At 64.0% G+C, this 25,006-nt stretch carries 23 protein-coding genes; 3 read left to right on the top strand and 20 right to left on the bottom strand.

What is annotated here, in order from left to right; translation table 11 throughout:
- Positions 1-33: 33 nt before the first annotated feature.
- The 17 genes from paaZ to paaA all read right to left on the bottom strand — a co-directional run bounded on the left by paaZ (position 34) and on the right by paaA (position 16,760).
- Complete coding sequence (gene paaZ, locus ACZ92H_RS09370; RefSeq protein ID WP_092796534.1) at positions 34-2,085, bottom strand: phenylacetic acid degradation bifunctional protein PaaZ; 2,052 nt, start codon at positions 2,083-2,085, stop codon at positions 34-36.
- A gap of 21 nt (positions 2,086-2,106) precedes the next feature.
- On the bottom strand, positions 2,107-2,721 hold the full coding sequence (gene paaY / locus ACZ92H_RS09365; protein WP_465049114.1) for a phenylacetic acid degradation protein PaaY: 615 nt from the start codon (positions 2,719-2,721) through the stop codon (positions 2,107-2,109).
- 105 nt (positions 2,722-2,826) lie between these two features.
- Positions 2,827-3,558 (bottom strand): ABC transporter ATP-binding protein, encoded by a 732-nt coding sequence (locus ACZ92H_RS09360; RefSeq protein WP_131373548.1) that lies wholly within the window; start codon positions 3,556-3,558, stop codon positions 2,827-2,829.
- The gene (locus tag ACZ92H_RS09355; protein WP_131373547.1) at positions 3,555-4,310 is read right to left on the bottom strand and encodes an ABC transporter ATP-binding protein; all 756 of its coding nucleotides are present in this window, start codon (positions 4,308-4,310) and stop codon (positions 3,555-3,557) included. Before ACZ92H_RS09355 ends, ACZ92H_RS09360 begins: the two co-directional genes overlap by 4 nt.
- 1 nt (position 4,311) lies before the next feature.
- Positions 4,312-5,295, bottom strand: coding sequence for a branched-chain amino acid ABC transporter permease (locus ACZ92H_RS09350; RefSeq protein ID WP_465049112.1), 984 nt, complete (start codon positions 5,293-5,295; stop codon positions 4,312-4,314).
- Positions 5,292-6,170 (bottom strand): branched-chain amino acid ABC transporter permease, encoded by an 879-nt coding sequence (locus ACZ92H_RS09345; protein WP_046684305.1) that lies wholly within the window; start codon positions 6,168-6,170, stop codon positions 5,292-5,294. Before ACZ92H_RS09345 ends, ACZ92H_RS09350 begins: the two co-directional genes overlap by 4 nt.
- 82 nt (positions 6,171-6,252) lie before the next feature.
- Positions 6,253-7,404, bottom strand: a complete 1,152-nt coding sequence (locus ACZ92H_RS09340) for an ABC transporter substrate-binding protein (RefSeq protein ID WP_465049111.1) — start codon at positions 7,402-7,404, stop codon at positions 6,253-6,255.
- Positions 7,405-7,484: 80 nt separating this feature from the next.
- A complete protein-coding gene (gene pcaF / locus ACZ92H_RS09335; RefSeq protein WP_465049110.1) occupies positions 7,485-8,690 on the bottom strand; it encodes a 3-oxoadipyl-CoA thiolase in 1,206 nt (401 codons plus the stop codon).
- A 30-nt stretch (positions 8,691-8,720) separates the two neighbouring features.
- Positions 8,721-10,049 (bottom strand): phenylacetate--CoA ligase PaaK, encoded by a 1,329-nt coding sequence (gene paaK / locus ACZ92H_RS09330; protein WP_131373543.1) that lies wholly within the window; start codon positions 10,047-10,049, stop codon positions 8,721-8,723.
- A 68-nt stretch (positions 10,050-10,117) separates the two neighbouring features.
- Positions 10,118-10,564 (bottom strand): hydroxyphenylacetyl-CoA thioesterase PaaI, encoded by a 447-nt coding sequence (gene paaI, locus ACZ92H_RS09325; RefSeq protein ID WP_465049108.1) that lies wholly within the window; start codon positions 10,562-10,564, stop codon positions 10,118-10,120.
- Positions 10,557-12,122, bottom strand: coding sequence for a 3-hydroxyacyl-CoA dehydrogenase PaaH (gene paaH / locus ACZ92H_RS09320; protein WP_465049107.1), 1,566 nt, complete (start codon positions 12,120-12,122; stop codon positions 10,557-10,559). Before paaH ends, paaI begins: the two co-directional genes overlap by 8 nt.
- 1 nt (position 12,123) lies before the next feature.
- Complete coding sequence (gene paaG / locus ACZ92H_RS09315) at positions 12,124-12,915, bottom strand: 2-(1,2-epoxy-1,2-dihydrophenyl)acetyl-CoA isomerase PaaG (protein WP_465049105.1); 792 nt, start codon at positions 12,913-12,915, stop codon at positions 12,124-12,126.
- A 118-nt stretch (positions 12,916-13,033) separates the two neighbouring features.
- Entirely contained in the window at positions 13,034-14,113 is a 1,080-nt protein-coding gene (gene paaE, locus ACZ92H_RS09310; protein WP_465049104.1) for a 1,2-phenylacetyl-CoA epoxidase subunit PaaE, read from the bottom strand.
- A 40-nt stretch (positions 14,114-14,153) separates the two neighbouring features.
- Positions 14,154-14,687, bottom strand: a complete 534-nt coding sequence (gene paaD, locus ACZ92H_RS09305; RefSeq protein WP_465049102.1) for a 1,2-phenylacetyl-CoA epoxidase subunit PaaD — start codon at positions 14,685-14,687, stop codon at positions 14,154-14,156.
- Positions 14,687-15,439, bottom strand: a complete 753-nt coding sequence (gene paaC / locus ACZ92H_RS09300; protein WP_131373537.1) for a 1,2-phenylacetyl-CoA epoxidase subunit PaaC — start codon at positions 15,437-15,439, stop codon at positions 14,687-14,689. Before paaC ends, paaD begins: the two co-directional genes overlap by 1 nt.
- 14 nt (positions 15,440-15,453) lie before the next feature.
- Positions 15,454-15,738, bottom strand: a complete 285-nt coding sequence (paaB, locus tag ACZ92H_RS09295; protein ID WP_034746356.1) for a 1,2-phenylacetyl-CoA epoxidase subunit PaaB — start codon at positions 15,736-15,738, stop codon at positions 15,454-15,456.
- A gap of 32 nt (positions 15,739-15,770) precedes the next feature.
- Positions 15,771-16,760 (bottom strand): 1,2-phenylacetyl-CoA epoxidase subunit PaaA, encoded by a 990-nt coding sequence (gene paaA, locus ACZ92H_RS09290; protein WP_131373536.1) that lies wholly within the window; start codon positions 16,758-16,760, stop codon positions 15,771-15,773.
- Between the two features lie 266 nt (positions 16,761-17,026).
- On the opposite strand from paaA, the gene paaX reads away from it, so the two are divergent.
- Positions 17,027-17,956: a phenylacetic acid degradation operon negative regulatory protein PaaX gene (gene paaX, locus ACZ92H_RS09285; protein ID WP_131373535.1), complete on the top strand. Its 930-nt coding sequence runs from the start codon at positions 17,027-17,029 to the stop codon at positions 17,954-17,956.
- A 121-nt stretch (positions 17,957-18,077) separates the two neighbouring features.
- Here paaX and ACZ92H_RS09280 read toward each other — a convergent pair whose 3' ends face one another.
- Positions 18,078-18,332, bottom strand: coding sequence for a hypothetical protein (locus ACZ92H_RS09280; protein WP_131373534.1), 255 nt, complete (start codon positions 18,330-18,332; stop codon positions 18,078-18,080).
- 141 nt (positions 18,333-18,473) lie between these two features.
- On the opposite strand from ACZ92H_RS09280, the gene ACZ92H_RS09275 reads away from it, so the two are divergent.
- Together ACZ92H_RS09275 and ACZ92H_RS09270 are read left to right on the top strand one after the other, a co-directional pair.
- The gene (locus ACZ92H_RS09275; protein WP_465049101.1) at positions 18,474-19,598 is read left to right on the top strand and encodes a M14 family metallopeptidase; all 1,125 of its coding nucleotides are present in this window, start codon (positions 18,474-18,476) and stop codon (positions 19,596-19,598) included.
- Between the two features lie 269 nt (positions 19,599-19,867).
- A complete protein-coding gene (locus tag ACZ92H_RS09270) occupies positions 19,868-21,010 on the top strand; it encodes a cytochrome-c peroxidase (RefSeq protein WP_465049100.1) in 1,143 nt (380 codons plus the stop codon).
- 48 nt (positions 21,011-21,058) lie between these two features.
- Here ACZ92H_RS09270 and ACZ92H_RS09265 read toward each other — a convergent pair whose 3' ends face one another.
- Complete coding sequence (locus ACZ92H_RS09265) at positions 21,059-22,366, bottom strand: aminotransferase class V-fold PLP-dependent enzyme (RefSeq protein WP_465049099.1); 1,308 nt, start codon at positions 22,364-22,366, stop codon at positions 21,059-21,061.
- Positions 22,367-22,381: 15 nt separating this feature from the next.
- Complete coding sequence (locus tag ACZ92H_RS09260; RefSeq protein ID WP_465049097.1) at positions 22,382-24,793, bottom strand: TonB-dependent receptor plug domain-containing protein; 2,412 nt, start codon at positions 24,791-24,793, stop codon at positions 22,382-22,384.
- Between the last annotated feature and the right edge of the window lie 213 nt (positions 24,794-25,006).

The following is a 25,006-nucleotide window of genomic DNA, read 5'->3' as shown; positions in this document are numbered from 1 at the left end:
CGGCGCCGGTCAAGCCTGTCCTGCCAGTGTGCCTTACTCGCGCTTGGAAACGAGGGTCAGGATGTCATAGCTGGCCACCAGCTCCTCGTTCTGGTTCGTCACCTGCACGTCCCACGCGACCACGCCCTGGCCCACGCCAAACACGTCCTTGCGGTTGCGGTCGACCTTGCGCTTGCACGTCAGGCGCGCGCGGATGGTGTCGCCGATGGCGACGGGCGCGACGAAGCGCAGGTTGTCCAGGCCATAGTTGGCCAGCACGGGACCGACGCCGGGCGAGACGAACAGGCCGGCGGCAGCCGACAGCACGAAGTAGCCGTGGGCGATGCGCTTGCCGAACTGCGATTCCTTGGCGGCGATTTCGTCGAAGTGCATGTAAAAGAAATCGCCCGAGATGCCGCCGAAGGCGACGATGTCCGCTTCGCTGACGGTGCGGCGGTGCGTCAGCAGCGAGTCGCCCGTCTTCAAATCCTCGAAATGCTTGCGGAACGGGTGGATCGGGCTTTCGTTGACGTCCGCGCCGCGCACGTATTCGCCCGTGATGGCCGCCAGCATGGTGGGCGAGCCTTGCACGGCCGCCCGTTGCAGGTAGTGGCGCACGGCGCGCACGCCGCCCAGCTCTTCGCCGCCGCCCGCGCGGCCAGGGCCGCCGTGCTTCAGCTGCGGCAGGGGCGAGCCATGGCCCGTCGAATCGACGGACGCCACGCGTTCGAGCACGTGCACGCGGCCATGCGTGGCCGCCACTTGCGGCACCACGCGCGCGGCGATCTTCGGATCGCGCGTCACCAGGGTGCTCACCAGGCTGCCCTTGCCGCGCGCGGCCAGGGCCAGCGCCTCGTCGATATCGTTATAGCCCATCATGGTGCTGACGGGGCCGAACGCTTCCACGTCATGCACGGCGTCGTTGCCAAACGCGTCGCGGCACAGCAGCAGGGTCGGCGAGAAGAAGCTGCCATCCTGCGCCCCATCGCCCAGCGGGTTGAAGCCGTCGGCCGCGCCGAACACCACCTCGTTCCCCTGCGACAGGGTGGCGACACGCTCGGCCACGTCATTCTGCTGCTCCTTCGAGGCCAGCGCGCCCATGCGCACGCCCTCGATGGACGGATCGCCCACCACCACCTTGGCCAGGCGTTCGCGCAGGCGCGTGCCGACGGCATCCATCAGGTGCTCGGGCACGATGATGCGGCGGATGGCCGTGCACTTCTGGCCCGACTTGCCCGTCATCTCGCGCACGACTTCCTTGACGAACAGGTCGAATTCCACGTCGTCGGGCGTGACGTCCGGCGCCAGGATGGCGCAGTTGAGCGAATCGGCTTCGCCGTTGAACGGCACGGACTGGGCGATCAGGTTCGGATTCGTGCGCAGCTTGGCGGCCGTGGCGGCCGATCCCGTGAAGGTAACGAAGTCCTGGCCATTCAGGCGGTCCAGCAAGTCGCCCGTGGAGCCGATCACCAATTGCAGGCTGCCGGCCGGCAGCAAGCCCGATTCGTGCATCATGCGCACCACGGCCTGCGTCAGATAGCTCGTCGCCGTGGCCGGCTTGGCGATGCAGGGCATGGCCGCCAGGAAGCTCGGGGCGAATTTTTCCAGCAAGCCCCAGATGGGGAAGTTGAAGGCGTTGATGTGCACGGCCAGGCCGCCGCGCGGCACCAGGATGTGCGTGCCGGCGAAGCCGCCCTTCTTGCCCAGCGCGATGGCCGGGCCTTCGTGCAGCACGTTGGACGATGGCAGCTCGTTGCTGCCCATGCTGGCGTAGGCGAACAGGGTGCCCGTGCCGCCTTCGATATCGACCCAGCTGTCGGCGCGCGTGGCGCCCGACAGGTGCGAGATCGCATACAGTTCTTCCTTGCGCTCGACCAGGTACAGGGCCAGCGCCTTCAGGCGCGCGGCGCGCTGCTGGAAGTCGAGCGCCATCAGCCCCGGCACGCCCGTCTTGCGCGCATACGTGACGGCTTCGTCGAAGTCGATCTTTTCCGCATGCGTGTGATAGATGACGCGGTTGTTCAAGGCGCTATGCAGGGGCACGGCGGCGCTTTCGCCCAGCCAGCGGCCGGCGATCAGGCTTTGCAGGGTGGATATGTGAGCCATGTGGTTTACTCCTATGTTGGTTTACTGCGCTGCCGCGTTCTTGTGCAAGTGCAGCGGCAAGGCGGATTCAAAATTCAGGCGCTGGCGGTTCGCCTCGACTTCCGTCAGGGCTTCCACCTCGCGCATCGTCTGCATGGAGCGCACGGCCAGTTCGTGGTACTGGCCCGTGCCCGAGCTTTTCCATTTGATTTCATCGTCGCTCAGGGAGCGGATCACCTTGGCCGGCGTGCCGACCACCATGCTGCGCGGCGCGATGATCATGCCCGCCTTGACGAAACTCATGGCGGCGACGATGGATTCCTCGCCGACGATGGCGTTGTCCATTACCACGGCGTTCATGCCGACGAGCGCATTGCGGCCGATGCGGCAGCCATGCAGCACGGCGCCATGGCCGATATGGCCATCGACTTCGACCACCGTGTCGCAGCCGGGAAAGCCGTGCATGACGCAGGTGTCCTGCAGGTTGGCGCCCTCTTCCAGGACCAGGCGGCCGAAGTCGCCGCGGATCGAAGCCAGCGGGCCGATATAGCAGCGCGGACCGACGATCACGTCGCCGATCAGCACGGCCGACGGATGCACGTAGGCGCTGGGGTGGACGACGGGGGTGACGCCGTTGATTTCGTAGACTTTGACCATGTTGTTCTCCTATTCATGCAATGGGGTGACGCTTTCCTGTACCCCACAACCTTGCACTGCCGGGGTCTGACCCTGAGGATCCGACCCCGGTATTTGCCCTTCGGGTTACATCCCCAAATAAGCGCTTTGCACCTGCTCGTTATGCAGCAATTCCGGACCCGGCCCGGACAGGGTGATGGCACCCGTCTCGATCACATAGCCCACGTCGGCGATCGACAGGGCCGCATGCGCATTCTGTTCGACGAGGAAGATGGTGATGCCCTGGTCGCGCAGCTCGGCCACGATGCGGAAGATTTCCGCGATCAGCAGCGGTGCCAGGCCCATGCTGGGCTCATCGAGCAGCAGCAGTTGCGGACGGCCCATCAAGGCGCGCGCCATGGCCAGCATCTGCTGCTGCCCGCCGGAGAGCGTCCCGGCCAGCAGCAAGCGCTTTTCCTTCAAAATCGGGAACAGGCCGTACATGCGCTCCATGTCGCCCGCCACGTCCTGCGGCGGGCGCGTGAAGGCACCCAGGCGCAGGTTGTCTTCCACCGTCATGGGGCCGAACACCTGCCGCCCTTCCGGCACCTGGCAGATGCCGCTGCGCACGCGCCTGTCGGCGCTCATGCGGCTCACGTCCTGGCCGGCGAAGGCGATGCTGCCGGCGCTGATCGGCTGCACGCCGGAAATGGCCCGCAGCAGGGTGGTCTTGCCGGCGCCATTCGCGCCCACCAGCGCCACCAGCTGGCCCTGGCGTACCTGCAGGGCTATGCCGTGCAGGGCCTGGATGCGGCCGTAGTGGCTGGTCAGCCCCTGTATATCGAGTACCAGCGGCGATTGAGGTTTTTCCATCATCATGCAGCCACTCCCAGATACGCTGCCACCACGTCGGGATTGGCGCGCACTTCGGCGGCGGTCCCTTCGGCCAGCTTCTTGCCATAGTCGAGCACCAGGATATGGTCCGACAGATTCATCACCAGTTTCATGTCATGCTCGACCAGCACCACCGTCACGCCCGACTGCGCCACCTTGCGGATCAGGGCTTCGATCTCGCCCGTCTCCGTGTGGTTCAGGCCTGCCGCCGGTTCATCGAGCAGCAGCACTTTCGGCTTGGCCGCCAGCGCGCGCGCGATTTCCAGGCGTTTCAAGGCGCCATACGACATCTGCCCCGCCTCGTCAGCGATATGCCGTCCCACGCCGACAAACTCCATCAGGCCCGCCGCCTCGTCGCGGCAAGCCGCATCGGCGCGGCGCACGGACGGCAAACGCAGCATGGAAGCGAACAAGTTCTGGTTCAGGCGCAGATGCGCGCCCACCATCACATTGTCGATGGCCGTCATGTTCATGCACACCTGCAGATTCTGGAAGGTGCGGCTCATGCCGCGCCGCGCCAGCGCATCGGGCGGCATGGCGGCCACGTTTTCGCCATTGAGCAAAATTTCGCCCTTGCTCGGCGTGTAGACACCCGTGATCAGGTTGAACAGGGTCGTCTTGCCGGCGCCATTCGGCCCGATCACGGAGTGGATATTGCCTTCCTTGACGCTAAAGCTCACGTCCTGCACCGCGTGCACGCCGCCGAAGCTCTTGCTCAGGTTCTTAATCGTCAGCATTTCACACCTCCTGCGCGGATTTGACGGGCGCCTTCGGCGTGGCAGCCCGCTTGCGCGAACGGCTGGCCAGGCTCGGCACGAGGCCCTTGGGCATGAAGATCATGGTGGCCATCAGGATCACGCCAAACACCACCGTCTCCCAGCCTTCAAAGCTGGACAGCAGCTGCGGCAGGATCGTCAGCAGGGCCGCGCCGATGATGGAGCCGAAGATCGACGCCATGCCGCCCACCACCACCATCGTCACCAGCTCGATCGAGTGGAAGAAGCCGGCCAGGTTGGGCGTGATGAAGCCGATGTAATGGGCGCTGATGCTGCCTGCGATGCTGGCGATGACGGCCGACAGCACGAACACGCGCACCTTGAAGCGGGTCGTGTCGACGCCCACCACGCGGGCCGCCACTTCCGAGCCGTGGATGGCCTGCAGCGCGCGCCCGACGGGCGAATCGATCAGGTTCAGGGCCAGCCACGTGACCAGCAACAGCAGCACGGCGCACACCACATACCATGATTTTTCGCCGGCGATTTCCAGGCCACCCAAGGTAAAGGCGGAGACGCCGATGCCGTCCGGGCCGCCCGTCCATTGCGTCTCGTTGTTGATGACGATGGAGATGATGATGCCCAGGCCCAGGGTCGCCATGGCCAGGGTATGGCCCTTGAGTTTCAGCACCGGGCGCGCCAGCAGCAGCGCCAGCAGCCCCGTGGCGACGGCGCCGGCGCCCAGGGCAGCCAGCGGCGGCCAGCCGTAATGCGTGGTCAGCACGGCCGACGCATACGCGCCCAAGCCATAGAAACCCGCGTGGCCCAGGCTGATCTGGCCCGTGTAGCCCATCAGCAGGTTCAGGCCGATGACGACGATGGCGTTCAGGGCGATGCGGATCGCCACGTCATAGTAAAACGCGTTGCTCAGGAACAGGGGCAGGATGGCCAGCACCAGCGCCAGCACCAGCAAGCCGCCGTGGCGCGAGCGTGTGAATAAGTTGGTCATACGCGCTCCGAATTTTTGGCGCCAAACAAGCCTTGCGGCAGGAAGAACAGGATCAGCAGAATCAGCACGAAGGGCACCGCGTCCTTGTAGGCCGAAGAGATGTAGCCGGCCGTCATGGCTTCGGCGATGCCGAGAATCAGGCCGCCGGCAATCGCGCCGGCGCCGCCGCCAAGGCCGCCGAGGACGGCGGCGACAAAGCCTTTCAGGCCCAGCATGATGCCCGCGTCATACGAGGTGTACGTGATGGGGGCGACGAGGATGCCGCCCGCCGCGCCCAGCAGGGCCGACAGGCCGAACGAGAACAGCAGCACCTTGCGCGTATTGATGCCCACCAGCTGCGCGGCCAGCTTGTTGTGCGAGGTGGCCAGCATGGCCTTGCCCATCAGGGTGCGGCCAAAGAACCAGCCCAGCACCAGCACGATGACAACCGTCACGCCCAGCACCCACAGGCTTTGCGGCAGCAGGCTGGCGCCGAGGAATTCGATCGGCGCGTCGCCGGAAAAGGCCGGCAGCGAATGCGTGTCCTTGCCCAGCCAGATCTGCACCAGGCCGCGCAGCACGAGCGAGGCGCCGATGGTGATGATCAGCAAAGTAATGACCTGCGCATTCTGCGCCGGTTCGATCACGGTTTTTTCCATCAGCAGGCCAACCAGGCCGGTGGCGATGACGGCCAGGATGATGGCCAGCGGCAGCGGCACGCCGGCGGCCGACATCACGGCGGCCAGCATCCCGCCCAGCATGATGAACTCGCCCTGGGCGAAATTGATCACGCCGCTGGTGTTGTAGATGATGGTAAAGCCCAGCGCCGCCAGCGCATAGGCGGAACCGACCGTCATCCCCGAATACAAAAATTGCAGAAATTGAGCGACTTCCATGGTGTCTCCATTATGTTCGACTATGCGCGGGCCGCCTTCGGGGGCGGCCTCGCGCAGGTACTTCCGGCTTACCTTCTCGAACTTATTTAGACAATTGCCATTCGCCGTTCCTCACTTCGACCATGCGGAACGCCGACAGGTCCAGGCCCATGTGGTCTTTGGCCGACATGTTGAAGACACCCGTCGTGCCGACAAAACCCTTGGTCTGCTCCAGCGCCGCGCGCACTTTTTCGCGGTCCGTGCCGCCGGCGCGCTTGATGGCGTCGACCGACAGGTTCAGGGCGTCGAGCGCATAGCCGCCGAAGGTCGACGGATCGATCTTGTAGCGCTCCTTGTACGTCTTGTCGTAACCGACGACGACGGCCTTCTGCGCGTCGCTGTCCGGCAGCATGGCGCCGATCAGCAGGGCTGGCGTCGGCAGGCGCACGCCTTCGGCGGACTTGCCCGACAATTTCAGGTACTCGTCGGAGGCCACGCCATGCGACTGGTACAGCGGCAGGGCGGCCATGCCCAGCTGGCCGTAGTTCTTGGTGACGACGGCCGGGCCCTGGCCCAGGCCGAAGACGAACACGGCTTGCACGCCCTTGGTATTCTTGATGCGGGTCAGCTGCGCCGTGATATCCGTGTCTTTCGGGCCATAGGTTTCATCGGCCACCAGGGTGATGCCGTATTTGGAAGCGACGATCTGCGATTCCTTGCGGCCCGAGGCGCCGAAGCCGCTCGTTTCCGACAGCAGACCCACCTTGCTGATGCCGCGCTTCTTCATGTCCTCGAACACCTTTTCGGCCGCCATGCGGTCCGTATGCGGCGTCTTGAAGACCCATTTCTTGACCGGATCGATGATCACCACGGCGCCCGCCAGCGAAATGAAGGGCAGGCTGGCGCGGTCGACCAATGGCGCCATCGCCATCGTCGCACCGGTGGTGGTGCCGCCGATCAGCACATCGACCTTGTCCGACTCGATCAGGCGTTTCGTGAAACCGTTGGCCTTGGCCGCGTCGCTGCCATCGTCGTAGTGCACCAGTTCCAGCTTGCGTCCCAGGACGCCGCCGGCCGCGTTGATCTTCTCGATGTACAGCTGCAGGGTTTTCAGTTCCGGGTCGCCCAGGAAGGCGGCCGGACCCGTGACGGACAGCACGGAACCGATCTTGATGTTATCGGCCGCATATGCGCCCGCGGCGGACATGGCCAGCACGCCGGCGATCAGGGTTTTCTTGAAGATATTGGCAATCATTGTGGTCTCCACCAGGTTGGCACTACGGTCAAATTGGATGGTGCTATCTTGCACCTTGGTTTTTTTATTATTTACTGTTTTTATACGCGTTCAATCACCACGGCGATGCCCTGCCCCACGCCGATGCACATGGTGCACAGCGCATAGCGCCCGCCCGTGCGCTCCAGCTGGTTCAATGCCGCCATCACCAGGCGCGCGCCCGATGCGCCCAGCGGGTGGCCGATGGCGATCGCGCCGCCATTCGGATTCACGTGGGCGGCATCGTCTGCCAGGCCCAGGTCGCGCGTGACGGCCAGCGCCTGCGCGGCAAACGCCTCATTGAGTTCGATGACGTCCATCTGCTCGATGGTGAGACCGGTCTGCGCCAGCACCTTGCGCGAGGCCGGCGACGGGCCAAAGCCCATGATGCGCGGTGCCAGTCCGGCCGTGGCCATGCCCAGCACTTTCGCGCGGGCCTTCAACTTGTATTTGTCGACAGCGGCGGCGGACGCCAGCAGGATGGCGCAGGCGCCGTCATTCAAGCCCGAGGCATTGCCGGCCGTGACGCTGCCATCGGGCTTGACCACGCCCTTGAGCTTGGCCAGCATTTCCAGCGAGGTGTCGGGGCGCGGATGTTCGTCGCTGGTGACCATCTTCGGATCACCCTTTTTTTGCGGCACGGCGACGGGCACGATTTCGCGCTGGAACACGCCGGCAGCATGGGCGGCGGCCCAGCGCTGCTGGCTGCGCAGGGCGAGCGCATCCTGGTCGGCGCGGCTGATGCCAAATTCCACGGCCACGTTTTCTGCCGTCTCCGGCATGGTGTCGATGCCGTACTGCGCCTTCACCTTGCCGTTCACGAAGCGCCAGCCCAGGGTCGTGTCCTCGATTTTCGCCGCGCGCGAGAAGGCGCTGTCGGCCTTGCCCATGACGAAAGGCGCGCGCGTCATGCTTTCCACGCCGCCGGCGATGATCAGTTCCGCCTCGCCCGCCTTGATGGAGCGGGCCGCCATGCCGACGGCGTCCAGGCTGGAGCCGCACAGGCGGTTGATGGTGTTGCCCGGCACGGCCGCCGGCAAGCCGGCCAGCAGCGCGGCCATGCGGCCCACGTTGCGGTTGTCCTCGCCCGCCTGGTTGGCGCAGCCGTAGAACACGTCGTCGATGGCGGACCAGTCGACGGACGGGTTGCGCGCGATCAGCGCGGCAATCGGCAGCGCGCCCAGGTCGTCGGCGCGCACGCTGGCAAGAGCACCGCCATAGCGGCCAAAAGGCGTGCGCACGGCGTCACAGATAAAGGCTTCGTTCATGGTCTATCCTGCTTGATCGATGTAATTAATTTAGGAGAAAATCTTCGGGCGCTGGTCGATCACGCGGCGGGCCTTGCCCGTCAGCGTGCGTTCGATGCCGGAAGCGGCCACCAGGCGCACGCGCGTGCTCACGCCCACGTGGGTCTTGATGCGGTGTTCCAGTTCGCGCGCCAGGGCATCCGTCTCGCTGGCCGAAATGGTGGACGTCAGGTCGATGCGCAGTTCGGCCACCACTTCCAGCTTGTCCAGGTGGCCGTCGCGCGTCACCACCAGCTGATATTGCGGCGACAGGCGCGGCATCTTGAGGATCAGTTCCTCGATCTGCGTGGGGAAGACGTTCACGCCGCGGATGATCAGCATGTCGTCCGAGCGGCCCGTGATCTTGCCGATGCGGCGCATCGAGCGCGACGTCGGCGGCAGCAAGCGGGTCAGGTCGCGCGTGCGGTAGCGGATGATGGGCAGCGCCTCTTTCGACAGCGAGGTAAACACCAGTTCGCCCTCTTCGCCGTCCGGCAGCACTTCGCCCGTTTCCGGATCGATGATCTCCGGGTAGAAATGGTCTTCCCAGATGACGGGGCCGTCCTTGCTTTCGATGCATTCGGAGGCCACGCCAGGGCCCATCACTTCGGACAGGCCGTAGATGTCGACAGCGTCGATGCCGGCGCGCGCCTCGATTTCCGAGCGCATCGCATCCGTCCACGGCTCGGCGCCGAAGATGCCTACCTTCAGCGACGATTCGGCCGGGTCGAGGCCCTGGCGCGTGAATTCCTCGATGATGTTGAGCATGTACGATGGCGTGACCATGATGATCGATGGCTTGAAATCCTGGATCAGCTGCACCTGTTTTTCCGTCTGGCCGCCGGACATCGGGATGACCGTGCAACCGAGGCGTTCGGCGCCGTAGTGCGCGCCCAGGCCGCCCGTGAACAGGCCGTAGCCGTAGGAGATATGCACCATGTCGCCCGCGCGGCCGCCGCCGGCGCGGATCGAGCGCGCCACCACGTTGGCCCAGGTGTCGATGTCGTTCTGCGTGTAACCGACCACCGTGGCCTTGCCCGTCGTGCCGCTGGAAGCATGGATGCGCACCACCTGCTCGCGCGGCACGGCGAACAGGCCGAACGGATAATTGTCACGCAAGACTTTTTTATCGGTGAACGGGAATTTGGCCAGGTCGGACAAGGATTTGAGGTCGTCCGGATGCACGCCCGCCGCGTCAAAGGCGGCGCGGTAATGGGGCACGTTGTCATACGCGTGCTTGAGCGACCATTGCATGCGTTCGAGCTGCAGCGCCTGCAGTTCATCCTTGCTGGCGCGCTCGATCGGCTCGAGGTCATTCGGGGCGGGAATTCGTTGGACCATCTCTGTCTCCTAATCGGTTCTTTAACTATTTAAAGCTGCAACGGCAGTTCAACCCTGCTCTTGTACCTTCAATCACTAATGACTGCACCCGCCACGCGGATCGACTTGCCGCGGAAGAGCGCGATGGCGCGGCCTTCCTGGTTGCTGACCTTGACGTCGTAAACGCCGCTCTTGCCGGCCAGCGCCTGCTCGACGGCATGTGCTGTCAGCACGTCGCCTTCGCGGCCGGGCGCCAGGTAGTCAATGGTGCAGCCGGCGCCCACGGTATTCATGTTGTAGCTGTTGCAGGCAAACGCGAAAGCGCTGTCGGCCAGGGCGAAGATGAAACCGCCATGGCAGGTCTGGTGGCCATTGAGCATGTCGGCGCGCACCGTCATGGTCATGCGCGCATGGCCCGGCCCCACTTCGGCCAGGGCGATGCCCATGGCGGCGGTGGCATTGTCGCGCGACAGCATGGAGGCGGCGGCCGCTTCGGCCAACGCCTGGGCAGCGTGTATAGGGTCTTCCTTATGCATGAAACGGTGCTCCATTGGCGAGTTTGCGGCGCAGCAGCGGCGAGACGCGGTAGCGGTCTTCGCCATAGCCCAGCGCCAGGTGCTGCAGTACGGTCACGATGTGGGAGATACCGACCTGGTCGGCCCAGGCCAGCGGGCCACGCGGATAATTGACGCCCTTCTGCATGGCGATATCCACGGCGGCCACCGTGCACACGCCCTGGTTGACGGCGTCGGCCGCTTCGTTGGCCAGCATCGCGACCGTGCGCATGACGGCCAGGCCCGGCACGTCGTCCAGGCGCGTGACGATGAAGCCGGCCGCCTGGAACAGGCCCACGACGGCCGCGTAGGCGGCGTCGCTGCACTGGTCGGCGCGCGCCACGGCGATGCGTTTGGCACCGGCGTAGTCGAGCGCCAGGTCGAACAGCACCGTGTCCGGATGCTGGTTGTCGTGCGCCCGCTGGGTGGCGCTGCGGCCATCGGTCAGATAAATCGCGGCGCCGTTGCAATGCAATGCAGGCGCCTCGTCATGCGCCTGGCCTTCCTGCATGACGCGGCGGCTGACGGTGACGCCCGCCTGCTCAAGGCGCTGCACCAGGCTGTGGATGATGCCGCTATGGCCACGGCCATCGCCGCCGATGGCGGCGGAAAGCGCGACGAATTCCGGCTTCGCTTGCGCGCCTTCCGCCTGCGCCACGGGAGCGCTGGCGCCTTCGCCATACGGGTAAAAGCCACGGCCCGACTTGCGGCCCAGGAAGCCGGCATTGACCATTTCCTGCTGCAGCACGGACGGCGTGAAGCGCGGGTCGTTGAAATAGGCGCCGAACACGGACTGGGTGACGGAAAAATTCACGTCGTGGCCGATCAGATCCATCAATTCGAATGGCCCCATGCGGAAACCGCCCGCTTCGCGCAGCACGGCATCGATGGTGGCGGCGTCGCCCGCCTGCTCGTTCAGCAAGCGCCAGCCTTCCGCATAAAACGGACGGGCGACGCGGTTGACGATGAAGCCCGGCGTCGATTTCGCATGCACGGGATTCTTGCCCCAGGCGATAGCGGTGTCGTGCACGGTGGCGGCCACTTGCGCGCTGGTGGCCAGGCCACTGATCACTTCGACCAATGCCATCAGCGGCACCGGATTAAAGAAATGCATGCCAACCAGGCGTTCCGGGCGGCGCAGCTTGGCGGCAATCGCCGTGACGGAAATCGACGAGGTATTCGTCGCCAGGATGCAGTCGTCTGCCACCAGCGCTTCCAGTTCGGCGAACAGGCCGCGCTTGACGTCGAGGTTTTCCACGATGGCTTCCACCACCATGGCGCAATCGCTTACATCGGCCAGGCTGCCGGCAGACTGCAGGCGCGCCGTGGCGGCCGTGGCCTCGGCGGCCGTCATGCGGCCTTTTTCGGCCAGCTTCGCATACATTTTGCCAATGTCGGCCAGCGCCTTGCTGACGGCTTCCGCCCGCGTGTCGTACAGTTTCACGCGGTAGCCGGCGGCCGCCGCCACCTGCGCGATGCCGGCACCCATGGCGCCGCTGCCGATGACTGCGACGATACTATTGTTGTCCAGAGCTGCCATATCAGTGTCCCTTGAATTGCGGTGCGCGCTTTTCCATGAAGGCGGCCACGCCTTCGCGGTAATCGTCGCTGTTACCCAGATCGCTCATCATGCGCGCTTCCAGCGCCAGCTGCTGCGGCAAGGTATTGGCGCCGCTGGCGGCCAGCGCCTGCTTGGTGTACGCCAGGCCCCTGGTCGGTGCCGTGGAAAAGTGCACGGCCAGCTTGCGCGCCTCTTGCGCCAGCTCGGCATCGTCCACGCATTTCCAGATCAGGCCCCAGTCTTCCGCTTTTTCCGCCGTCAGTTTTTCACCGAGCATGGCCAGGCCCATGGCGCGCGCGGAACCGATCAGGCGAGGCAGGAAGAAGGTGCCGCCCGTGTCCGGGATCAGGCCCAGCTTGCAGAACACTTCGACGAAGCTGGCCGACTTGCCGGCGATGACGATGTCGCAGGCCAGCGCCAGGTTGGCGCCCGCGCCGGCGGCCACGCCGTTGACGGCGCAGATCACGGGCATCGGCAGTGCCTTCAAGGCCAGCACCAGCGGCGCATAGTTCTTTTCCACCGACTCGCCCAGGTCCACGCCCTTCGAGCCTGGTTCCACGGCGCGGTCGGACAGGTCCTGGCCCGCGCAAAAACCACGGCCCGCGCCCGTCAGCACGAAGACGCGCACGCTGCTGTCGGCGTTTACTTTCGCGATGGCGTCGCGCACTTCCTCGTGCATGGCTTGCGTAAAACTATTGAGCTTGTCGGGACGGTTCAGGGTCAGGGTGGCGATGCCCTGCTCGATGGTGAAGAGGATGTTTTGGTAGGTCATGGCGTGTCTCGGTTTTTAGTTATTTCGCTAGCCCGCAGCGGAAATCTGGGGTCAGTTCCTTCGGAATCGTCATTCGTCCCACTGGGGCGCATGACTCCGTCGGGTCTGATCCCGGCGTTTATTCAGCCTGGTCGAAATCGACCACGACCTTGTCGGTCAGCGGGAAGCTCTGGCAACTGAGGACGAAGCCGCGCGCCACTTCATAGTCTTCCAGCGCGTAGTTGACGTCCATTTCCACCTTGCCGTCGAGGATCTTGCAGCGGCAGGTGGAGCATACGCCGCCCTTGCACGAGTAGCGCATGTCGATGCCCTGACGCAGGCCCGCGTCGAGGATGGATTCCTTGTCCTTGTCCATCGTGAAGGTGGTGTGGTTGCCGTCCATGATGACGGTCACTTCCGTTTCCTGCACGACGTCCGCGGCCAGCTGGGCGCGCGGCTTGTGGGCGCTTTTCGGGATGCTGGCGGCGAACAGTTCGATCTTGATATTCTGCTTGGGCATGCCGGCCGCCTGCAGGGCGGCGGAGACGCCCAGCATCATGTCTTCCGGGCCGCAAATGAAGGCGTTGTCGTAGTCTTCGACCTTGATCCAGTGCTGCAGGAACTGCTCGCATTTTTCCTGCGTGATGCGGCCGTTGAACAATTCGATATCCTGCTGCTCGCGGCTCATCACGTACACCAGGTTCAGGCGCTCCAGGTACACATCCTTCAAGTCCGTCAATTCTTCCTTGAAGATGACGGACGACGAGGCGCGGTTGCCATAGAACAGGGTGAAGCGGCTCAATGGTTCCGTCAGCAGGGTCGTCTTGATGATGGAGAGGATGGGCGTGATGCCGCTGCCGGCCGCAAAGGCCAGGTAGTGCTTGCGGTTGACGCAGTCGAGCGGCACGTTGAAGTGGCCCATGGGCGGCATGACGTCGATGGTGGCGCCGGCCTTGAGTGTATCGTTGGCCCAGGTGGAAAAAGCGCCGCCGGGCGTGCGCTTGATGGCCACGCGCAGGCTGCCGTCCTGCACCGCGGAACAGATGGAATACGAGCGGCGCACGTCTTCCGCATTGATGTGGGCGCGCAGGGTTAGGTGCTGGCCCTGCTGGAAGCGGAACTGCTGCTGCAGTTCGGCTGGCACGTCGAACGTGACGGCGATGGTGTCGCGCGTTTCGTTGCGCACGTTGGCCACCGACAGCGGATAAAATTTACTCATGCTTCATCTCCAGTTTCTTCGGAACGTGTGCCTGGTTTTTTTAGTGGCACTTGAAGTAATCAAACGGTTCGCGGCAATCCAGGCATTTGTACAGGGCCTTGCACGGCGTGGAGCCGAACTGGCTGGTCAGCTGCGTATGCGTCGAGCCGCAATTCGGGCAGATCACGTCCAGCTTCGGCATGGCCTGACGCTTGACGCCACCACGCAAACCGCTGATGTCGATCACCTGCTGCTGCGGCGGGGCGATGCCATAGCCTTTCAGCTTGGCCTTGCCCGTCTCGCTCATCCAGTCCGTGGTCCAGGCGGGCGACAGCTGGTTCACCAGCGTCACCTTTTCCACGCCATGGCTGCGCAAGGCATCCGTGACGGCGTCGGCGATCACCTGCATGGCCGGGCAGCCCGAATACGTGGGCGTGATCGTCACGGTGCAGGCGTCGCCATCGGTGACTTCGACGGCGCGCACGATGCCCAGGTCCACCACCGAAATGACGGGGATTTCCGGGTCGGGCACGTCGCCCAGCCAGGACCAGACCTGGGCGGCATCCAGCGCGACGGCGCCAGCGGCGGCGTTCATTACCACTCCGCCCCGGGATAGGCGCGCTGCAGGAACTGCATCTCGGCCAGAATAAAGCCCAGGTGTTCCGTGTGCGTGCCCTGCTTGCCGCCCTTTTGCATCCAGGCGTCGGGCGCCGGCATGCTCAGAGTCGCTTCGGCGAAGATCTCGGCCACGTGTTCCAGGAAGGCCTGGCGCAGGATGTCGGATGGCGGCGCAATGCCGGCGGCCACCATGGCCTGGTCGACGGCGTCGTACCTGAACATCTCGCCCGTGTACATCCACAGCTTGTCGGCGGCGGCCTGCGTCTTCGCGTGGCTGTCCGCCGTGCCGTCGCCGAGGCGCACGATCAGGTCACCGCTGCGGCGCAGGTGATAGGTGACTTCCTTGATCGACTTCTGCGCCACTTCGACGATGCGCGCATCCGCCGATTTCGTCAGCTCCAGCAGCTGGAAGTAGTGCCAGCTGTCGAAGAAGAACTGGCGCATCATGGTGTCGGCGTAATTGCCATTCGGCTGCTCGACCAGCAGACAGTTCTTGAAATCGTGGGCGTCGCGCAAAAAGGCGATGTCGTCCTCGTCGCGGCCCGCGTTTTCCAGTTCGGCCGCATAGCTGAACCACAAACGCGTCTGGCCCAGCAAGTCCAGCGCCACGTTGGTCAGCGCCATGTCTTCTTCCAGCGCCGGGCCCTTGCCGCACAGCTGCGACAGCTGCTGGCTGAGGATCAGGGCGTTGTCGCCCAGGCGCAGCAAGTAGTTAACTTTGTCATCCATTGCCGGCGCTCCCATCACAGGTTCTTGACTTCTTCCGGCATCGGGAAGAAGGTGGGATGGCGGTACACCTTGCTGTTCGACGGCTCGAACAGGGCGCCCTTGTCGCCGGGGCTGCTGGCGACGATGTCGGCCGCGCGCACCACCCAGATGCTTACGCCTTCATTGCGGCGCGTGTAGACGTCGCGCGCATGGTTGACCGCCATGGTGGCGTCGGAGGCGTGCAGGCTGCCCACATGCTTGTGCGCCAGGCCGTGCTGGCTGCGGATGAAAACTTCCCACAATGGCCATTCTTTGCTCATCTTGCTCTCCCCTATCACTGTCTTTATATGTTTTATGCTGCCGCTTTGACTGCGGCTTGCTTGTCGGCGTAGGCGACAAGCGCATCGCGGAACCATGCGCCGTCTTCATACGCTTTCACGCGCGTTTGCAGGCGCTCGCGGTTGCACGGGCCATTGCCCTTCAGGACATTGTTGAACTCGGACCAGTCGATCTCGCCGAATTCATAGTGGCCCGTTTCGGCATTGAATTTCAGGTCGGGATCGGGCACGGTCAAGCCCAGGTATTCGATCTGCGGCACGGTCTGGTCGACCATGCGCTGGCGCAATTCGTCGTTCGAGAACAGCTTGATGCGCCATTGCGCCGACTGGGCGCTGTTGACGGAGGCGGCGTCGGAGGGGCCGAACATCATCAGCGACGGCCACCACCAGCGGTTCAAGGCATCCTGCGCCATGGCTTTCTGCGCCGGCGTGCCCTTGCACAGCGACATCATGATGTCGTAGCCCTGGCGCGCATGGAACGATTCTTCCTTGCAGACGCGGATCATGGCGCGCGCATACGGCCCGTACGAGCAGCGGCACAGAGGAATCTGGTTGATGATGGCGGAACCATCGACCAGCCAGCCGATGGCGCCCATGTCGGCCCACGACAGGGTGGGATAGTTGAAGATGCTGGAATATTTGGCTTTGCCCGAGTGCAAGGCGGCGAGCAGGTCGTCGCGCGAGACGCCCAGGGTTTCCGCGGCGCTATACAGGTACAGGCCGTGGCCCGCTTCATCCTGGATCTTTGCCAGCAGGATGGATTTGCGTTTCAGGGTGGGAGCGCGCGTGACCCAGTTACCTTCAGGCAACTGACCAACGATTTCCGAATGCGCATGCTGTGAAATCTGGCGCACCAGGGTCTTGCGGTAGGCATCCGGCATCCAGTCCTTGGCCTCGATCTTGATGCCTTCGTCGATGCGCGCCTGGAAAGCGCGTTCTTCCTGGCCCATGTCGTCGATGGAGCGGACATTTTTGAGGCCGGTTTCAACCATTTGTGCGTACATGATGTGTCTCCCATGTCGGTGATGTGCGCAGCAGCGCAGCGCGATGAACAGATAATACGATACAAAAAACGATTTGCATACACTTGATGTGAATCATTTTAAAATTTCGTATCTTGTGCCGCTTTTTTGTGCGTATGATATTGCTTATGAGAAAACACTCCGGGGCGCTACCAGCGCGCCCGGCAAATTATTGACGCGCTACCCGCGCAGCCAAGTAAACTGCTGCTTTTATTGAATCGACCGCAACACGGCCAGACCGGAACCACATGAAGAACACCCGCTGCACGGCATGGATAGCCGATTTCCTGGAAAGCGACCCGCCGCGCTCGAAATCCCTGGTAATGACGATTTTTGGCGACGCCATCGTGCCGCGCGGCGGCGCCATCTGGCTGGGCAGTCTGATCGAACTGCTGGCGCCGTTCGGCGTGAATGACCGTTTATTGCGCACCAGCGTGTTCCGCCTGGCGCAGGAAGGCTGGCTCAGCTCGCAAAGGGATGGCCGCCGCAGCGTCTACACCATCCGCGCCGATGCCATGGCCCGCTTCGAGCGCGCCTATCGCCGCATCTATGCGCCGCTGGTCGTGCACTGGGATGGCAGCTGGACCCTCGTGATCGGCCCGGCCGGCAGCATCGGCGCGGCCGAGCGCGGCGCGCTGCGCAAGGAATTATTGTGGGCCGGCTATGGCTTGATTTCTCCCGGCATCTTTGGCCACCCGGCCAGCAATGCGGAAGCGCTGGAAGATATCCTCGCGCGCAACGAGGTGCAGGGCAAGCTGTATGTCTGCCACACAACCGAATTGCCGGGTGTCAGCACGCGCCCACTGCGCGACATGGTGGGCGAATGCTGGGATCTGTCGGAGGTGATGGCCGGCTATGAAAAATTCATCGCCAGCTTCCAGCCCCTGCTGACCCTGCTCCAAGAAGAGCCCGTCTTCGACGCGGAGCAAGCCTTCGTCATCCGTTCGCTGCTGACGCACGCCTACCGCCGCGTGCAATTGCACGACCCGCAACTGCCCGTCGAACTGCTGCCCGAACCGTGGCCCGGCACGCAAGCCTATGCGCTGGCCCGCGACCTGTACCGCATCACCCATGCGGCGGCCGAGGAACATATCCTGGCCACCCTGCGGCGCGAGGATGCGCAGGCGCCGGACGTGGAGCCGTGGTTCTTCGAGCGGTTTGGGGGACTGAACGCCTGAGCAAATGTCCATGACAGCGTGGCAGGGCCTGGGCCTACGGTCGTGCTGCCTGCGGCCCTGCGCCTTGCCTGAACATTTTTCAGGCGTTAGGGATCAGGCACTGCTGGCGCTCGCTGTCTGTTCACTGCTTCACCACCACCTGCTTGGCCCCTGCCAATAAATCCTGCCCCAGCTTTTCCAGCGCATTGACCTGCACCAGCATGGTGTCGAGGATGGCCACGTTGAAGGTGAATTCGGCCGGCGTCGTATAGCCGGGGAAACGTATGATGCGCAGCAATTCCTGCAGGGTCGTGCCCTTGCCCAAATGGGCCAGAGCGTCGCTGAGCGCGCTGATTTTCTTTTCCAGCTCGCGTATGTGGCTACCATTGTCGTCCATGATGATCTCCCCGTGTTGGAGCTATCACGTTAGCAAAGCATGCCCCGCCTCGTTTGCGCCAGCACAAAGGGGCGGGCAAAACGGGTATCATCGCGCCATTGCACACGATGCAAAACCCATACGTTTTTATCAGGAACACACATGACCATTAAAATCAGCCAGCAATTCGACGCCGGCGCGATCGAGGTGCTGCGCGCCGACGATGCCCAATCCATCGAGCTGAACATCCGCAAGGATTCCCACGCCGACATCACGCAGTGGTTTTACTTCCGCCTGCAAGGCGCGCAAGGCGAGGCGTGCACGATCCGCTTCATGAATGCAGGCAAGTCCGCCTATCCGGACGGCTGGAAGGATTACCAGGCCGTGGCCAGCTACGACCGCGAAACCTGGTTCCGCGTGCCGACCAGCTATGACGGCACGGTGATGACCATCGAACACACGCCGGAAGAGGAAAGCGTGTACTACGCCTACTTCGAGCCATATCCATGGGACCGCCACCTGGCCCTGATCGACAGCGCACAAGCGTCGCCGCTGGTGCGCTTGATCGACCTGGGCAGCACCGTGGAAGGCCGCGACATGAATCTGCTCGTCGTCGGCGATGCCGATGCGGAGAAAAAAGTCTGGGTTATCGCGCGCCAGCATCCCGGCGAAACGATGGCCGAATGGTTTGTCGAAGGCATGCTCGAAGCGCTGCTGGACCAGGCCAACCCGTTTGCCCGCCAGTGCCTGCAGGACGCCGTCTTCTACGTCGTGCCGAACATGAACCCGGACGGTTCCGTGCACGGCAACCTGCGCACCAACGCGGCCGGCGCCAACCTGAACCGCGAATGGATGACGCCGACGATGGAACGCAGCCCGGAAGTGTTCCTGGTGAAACAGAAGATGCACGAAATCGGCTGCGACCTGTTCCTCGACGTGCATGGCGACGAAGGCCTGCCTTACGTATTCGTGGCCGGCAGCGATGCGCTGGAAAACTTCACGCCAGCGCAAAAAGCCGAACAAGACCGCTTCATCGCCGACTTCAAGGTGGCCAGCCCGGACTTCCAGGACGTGTACGGCTATGAAGATGGCCCGTTCACGCCGGAAGTGCTGACCATGGGTTCGCCCCATGTCACGCACGCGTTTGGCTGCCTGTCGCTGACCCTGGAACTGCCATTCAAGGACAACGCCAACGATCCCGACCCGCAAACGGGCTGGAGCGGTGCCCGCAGCGCCGCCCTGGGTGCGGCCGTGCTGCAACCGATCCTGGCGACCCTGCGCGCCTGAGCCGCGCGTGACGCCGGCCCGCCACGCGTGACGTGACGAGCCGGGCCGGCGGCGCCCCAGCCGCCGGCTTTGTCAGACCCGTTTTTCAGCTCGTTTGCCTGCCCCTTCTTGCGCAGCGCAACATCATAAATCGTTGCCTTGCCGTCCATTGCTGCCTATACTGGCCCCAGCATTCCTGTCCATCCCCTTGCCGACAAGCCATCCTGCCTATGACCAGCCAAGACCCGCCCTGCGCCGTGGCGCGCTTTTTCAGGAACCGATTTGCACACGTGTGCATTTTCGTACTTGCCAGCCTGCACGCAGCATTGTGCCTGGCGGCGGAACTCAGCCCGGCCGCGCAACTGGGGCGGCAGATCTTTTACGATGCCAGCCTGTCGGCGTCGGGCAGGCAATCCTGCGCCAGCTGCCACGACCCCGCCCATGCCCATGCGCCCGGCAACGGGCTGGCCGTGCAGCTGGGCGGCGCCGATGGCCGCATGGCGGGCTACCGCGCCACGCCTTCCTTGCGCTACCTGGAACACACGCCGCCCTTCCGCTTCGACGAGGAGGGTGCACCGAATGGCGGCATCAACCGCGACGGCCGCGCCGCCAGCCTGGCGCAACAGGCCGAACGGCCCTTCCTGGCGCCGCACGAAATGGCTAACGCCAGCACGGATGAGGTGGTCGAAAAACTGGGCCGCAGCCCCTATGCGGTGCAGTTCCGCGAGGTCTTTGGCGACGCCATCTTTGCCCAACCGCAACATGCCTTCCAGCGCCTGACCCATGCCTTGCAGCAGTATCAGCAGGAAGACCCGGACTTCCACCGCTACGATTCCAAGTATGACCTCTACCTGGCCAACAAGGTTCCGCTGGAACTGGCGGAACTGCGGGGCCTGGCCCTGTTCAATGATGCGCGCAAAGGCAATTGCGCCGCCTGCCATCCCAGCGTGCGGGGTGAACGGGGCGCGCCGCCCCTGTTTACGGATTTCAGCTATGACAACCTGGGGCTGCCGCGCAATGCGCGCATACCCGCCACCGCCGATGCCGCGTATTTCGACCTGGGCCTGTGCGGTCCCGACCGCACCGACCTGGCCGGCAAGGGCGCGCTATGCGGCGCCTTCAAGGTGCCCAGTCTGCGCAATGTCGCCACGCGCCAGGTGTTTTTTCATAACGGCGTGTTCGACAACCTGACCGACGCCCTGCGTTTCTACGTGCGGCGCGATACGCATCCGGAAGAATGGTATCCGCGCGACAAGCGGGGAAACGTGCAGAAGTTCAACGACGTGCCGGCCCGGTACCGCGCCAACGTGAACACCACGGAGGCGCCGTTCGACCGCAAGCGCGGCACGGCGCCCGCGCTGACGGCGGGCGAAATCGAGGATATGGTGAAGTTCCTGGCGACCCTGACGGATGGCTATCAGGTGCAGCAATGACGACAGTGGGCACGCCATCGCTGCAGCGCCCCACCGTCCAACCGTCAGTTAGCCACGCGCGACTTTACGCAAGGCATCGACCAGCCGGTCCAGATGCGACTCCGGCGTAAAGATGCCCGGCGTCACGCGCACGCACGCGCCCGACGCCAGGCCGTCGCGCGGCACGGCAAAGATGCCGTGCTCCTGCACCAACTTTTTCGACAAGGCAAAACTGTCCGCCACGCTGGTCTTGCCTTTCAGGCGGAACGACGCGATGGCGCTGGTCAAACGCGGATCGCTGGACGCCAGCACCTCGATGCCATCGATGCCGCGCGCCGCCTCCACCCAGCGGTTGCGCAACAGCCGCAGCCGCGCCTGCTTGTTGGCCACGCCGATCTGCGCGTGCAATTCCAGCGCCTTCGGCAAGCTCAGGTAGGCGGCAAAGTTGACCGTCCCCGTATGCACGCGCGAGCGGATATCCTCGCCCGCCTTTTCGCCCAGCCAGGGATCGATATCGGCCACCCTGCCCCGCTTGATGTAGGCGGCGCCCACGCCCACGGGCGCGCCTATCCACTTGTGCAGGTTGATGCCGGCAAAATCCGCCTGCAGGTCAGGAATCGTCATGTCCAGCTGGCCAAAGCCGTGCGCCGTGTCGACGATCACATCGATGCCCCGCTCGCGCGCCAGGCGGCTGATGTGCGCCACCGGCAGCACCATGCCGTTGCGGTGATTGACATGCGTGAGCAGCATCAGTTTCAGCTTCGGATGGCGGTCCATCGCGGCAACATACGCGGCGATCACCTTGTCATGCGTAAATGGCTCCGGCATGGCAATGCTGACCACCTCGGCGCCGCGCCGCTGCTGCAGCCAGCGCGTGACCGTGATCATGTTGTCGTAGTCGATATCCGCGTACAGCACCGTGTCGCCGGGACGCAAGCGGTTATAGCCGGCGATCAGGACTTGCAGCGCTTCCGTGGCGCCCCGCGTCAGCACGATCTCATCGGTTGCCACGCCCAGCGCCCTGGCCGCCGCCGCGCGCGCCGCCTCGAAATCGGCGGGAAAGCGCATGCGCGCATACCAGGCATTGTCGCGGTTGACCATCGCCAGTTGCTGCTCGTAATGCGCCAGCACGGGCCGGGCCATCGAACCCCAGAAGGCATTGTCGAGCTGCAGCACCTCCGTGGGGCTGTCGTACTGTGCGGCCACCGCCCGCCAGTAGGCCTGGTCGGTGGCCAGCATGCCTGGCGTGGTGCCGGCCGGCACCGCCGGCAACGGCACCGCCGGCACGGCATCGGCCGCACCGGCAGCACCCGCCGCGAAGGGCAGCGCCGCCGCCAGCGATCCCGCGCGCAGCAAGGCGCGGCGTTGTGGATTCATGTTCACGCTATCCCCTTAGAATTTCACTTTGTACTCGACGTACAGGTTGCGGCCGTCCGTGTCGTATGGTGCGTTGCGCGAATAGATCAGACCGCGGCTGGCCTGGAAGGTTGCCTCGTCCGGATATTTGTCCAGCACGTTGTCGACGCCGGCGCGGATCGATTGCTTGTCGCTGATCTTGTAGCCGACGGCCAGGTCGAGAAACTGCATGGCGCCGAAGCGCTGGAAGATATCGCCCGTGGCATTGCCGGAATTGTCCGTCCACGCGCCGTAGTAGCGCACGCGGGCCAGGGTATTCCAGTTGCCCAGGTCATAGTTGCCGCTGATGGTGGCTTTCTGGCGCGGCAAGCGTTCCTCGAAGACCTGGCGCTGGGCCGGGTTCGTCACCAGGCTGGAGTTGCCGCCATCGACTTTCGTCGTGTTGTAGTTGTAGGCTAGGGTCAGGTTCAGCTTGCCGTCGCCGATGCGGCTCAGGTGGCTGCCGACGATATCGATGCCGCGCGTGGTGGTGTCGAAGTCATTCGTGAAGTAGCTGACGGAGGTGTAGCGCAGCGGATTGGCCACGCCGGCCGGCACGGCAAACGAGGCGGACGTGCTGAAGCGGTCGCTGACCTTGATGTCATACACGTCGACGGAACCGGAAAAGCCCGCCGGCGTCTTCCACGTAAAGCCCAGCGACAGATTTTTCGATTTTTCCGGCTTCAAGGCCTTGGCTCCCAGCAACATGGCCAGCGGATCGTTGTTGGCCAGGCGGCCGCTGGTAAACAGCAGCAGGGTCTTGGTGTCGAGGCCCTGGTTGGTGCTGTTGGTGTTCGACTGGCCCGGCGTCGGCGCACGGAAACCCGTCGAATAGGAGCCGCGCAAGGCCATGTCCTCGCTCAGCGCATAGCGGGCCGACAATTTGCCGTTGACGGTGCTGCCGAACTCGGAGAAATGTTCATAGCGGGCCGCGCCGCCCAGGCTCAGTGCCTTGGTGACGGGCACTTCCACGTCCAGGTAGGTGGCATAGCTGTCCTGCCCCCAGCTGCCGGCCTGGCGGTCGCTGAAGCCGGGAGCGCCGTTCGAGTTCGCATCGAGGCCGATGGCCGCGCCCGGCCCCACCAGGTAGGACGCCGCATCGCCCGCCTTCACGCCATAGGTTTCATTGCGCGCTTCGGCGCCGAAGGCGATGTTGACCGGTTGCGGCAGCGACGCCACGGGCAATTCATAGTTGAAGTTAGCGTTGAGGATCTTTTCCGTCTGCGACAGCTGGCCCAGGTAGAACGATGTCGGACTGCCGGGACCCATCGAGGCATTGATGGAATTGGCCAGGTGATAGTCGATGCGGTTGCGGCCGTAGGAAGCGCTCACGTCCCAGCCGAAACGGTCGTTGAAATGGCCGCGCACGCCGGCCACCAACTGCATATCATCCTGGTCGTTCGAATAGCTGGGACTGAAACCGAGCGGATAAATGCTGCGCAAGTCCCAGCCCGGGAACAGGGTGCTGGTTTTATAGGCGCCCGTGCTGGTGTCGGGATTGCGCCAGTTGAAATCCGACGTGCCGTCGCTGCGGCTGAACAGGCCGAAGCCGTACAGCTCCGTCGTGTCGGACAGGGCCATGCTGGCGTTGAAGCCCACGCGCTTGCTGTCGAGCTCAGGCTGGCCCCAGCGCTGCACGGGATTCGGCACCTTCAGTTCCGGATGGGCTTGCTGGAAAGCGATGGCATCGGCCCGCTGGCGCGTGCGCGAAGTGGGGTCGGACTTGGCCAGAGCGCCAAAGAGCGTCACCTTGCCCGTCTCGCCGAAGGTAAAGCCCGTTTTCAGGTTGACTTCATTGCCCTTGCCATCGCCTTCCGAATATTGCGAGTGGTGCACGGACAGCTCCGTGCCCACCGTGTCGTCGAGAATGATGTTGATCACGCCGGCGATCGCGTCGGAACCGTACTGCGCCGATGCGCCGTCGCGCAGCACTTCGATGCGCTTGATGGCGGAGACGGGTATCTGCGCCAGGTCGGGCGCCTGCGCGCCGCGCGCGCCCAGCAGGGCGCTGCGGTGGAAGCGCTTGCCATTGACCAGCACCAGGGTCTGGTCCGGCGACAGGCCGCGCAAGGTTGCCGGACGCACGAACACTTGCCCGTCGGCCATCGGCAAGCGCTGCACCACGTAGGAAGGCACGAGTTGGGCCAGCACATCGTTCAAGTCCGACGATTCGACGGCGCCGATATCTTCGCGGTTGAAGACGTCCACGGGCGCCATGGTGTCGAACTGCGTGCGGTTGCTGCCGCGCGTGCCCGTGACGATCACGGCTTGCGGGGCTTCAAGGGACTCGCTGGCGGAGGCGGGGGCAGCGGGCGCATCGCCATGGGCTTGTGCCTGGTTGGCGAACACGGCGGTCATGGCACACATCAGGGCCACCGCGCGGGCGATGCGGGTACGGGAGTAGGTCATGGGAAAGTCACTTGGCAGGTTGGATCAACAACGACGCGTCAGTGCAAGAGTTACATCTTGCATGAAATATCACGAAGTTCGGCTTACTTACATTAAAAGCATCTAAATTGCGCAGATAACGTCAGATGGCGACATCATACGAAGGCAATATTTCACCCGTATGACGAACTGATCACTGCTGGCAAGCCGCCGCATGCCCGGCGTCGCTGACAG

It is taken from the genome of Janthinobacterium foliorum (genome assembly GCF_978021625.1).
The sequence above is the reverse complement of the archived record's forward strand: the minus strand, read 5'-3'. Positions and strand labels throughout refer to the sequence as shown.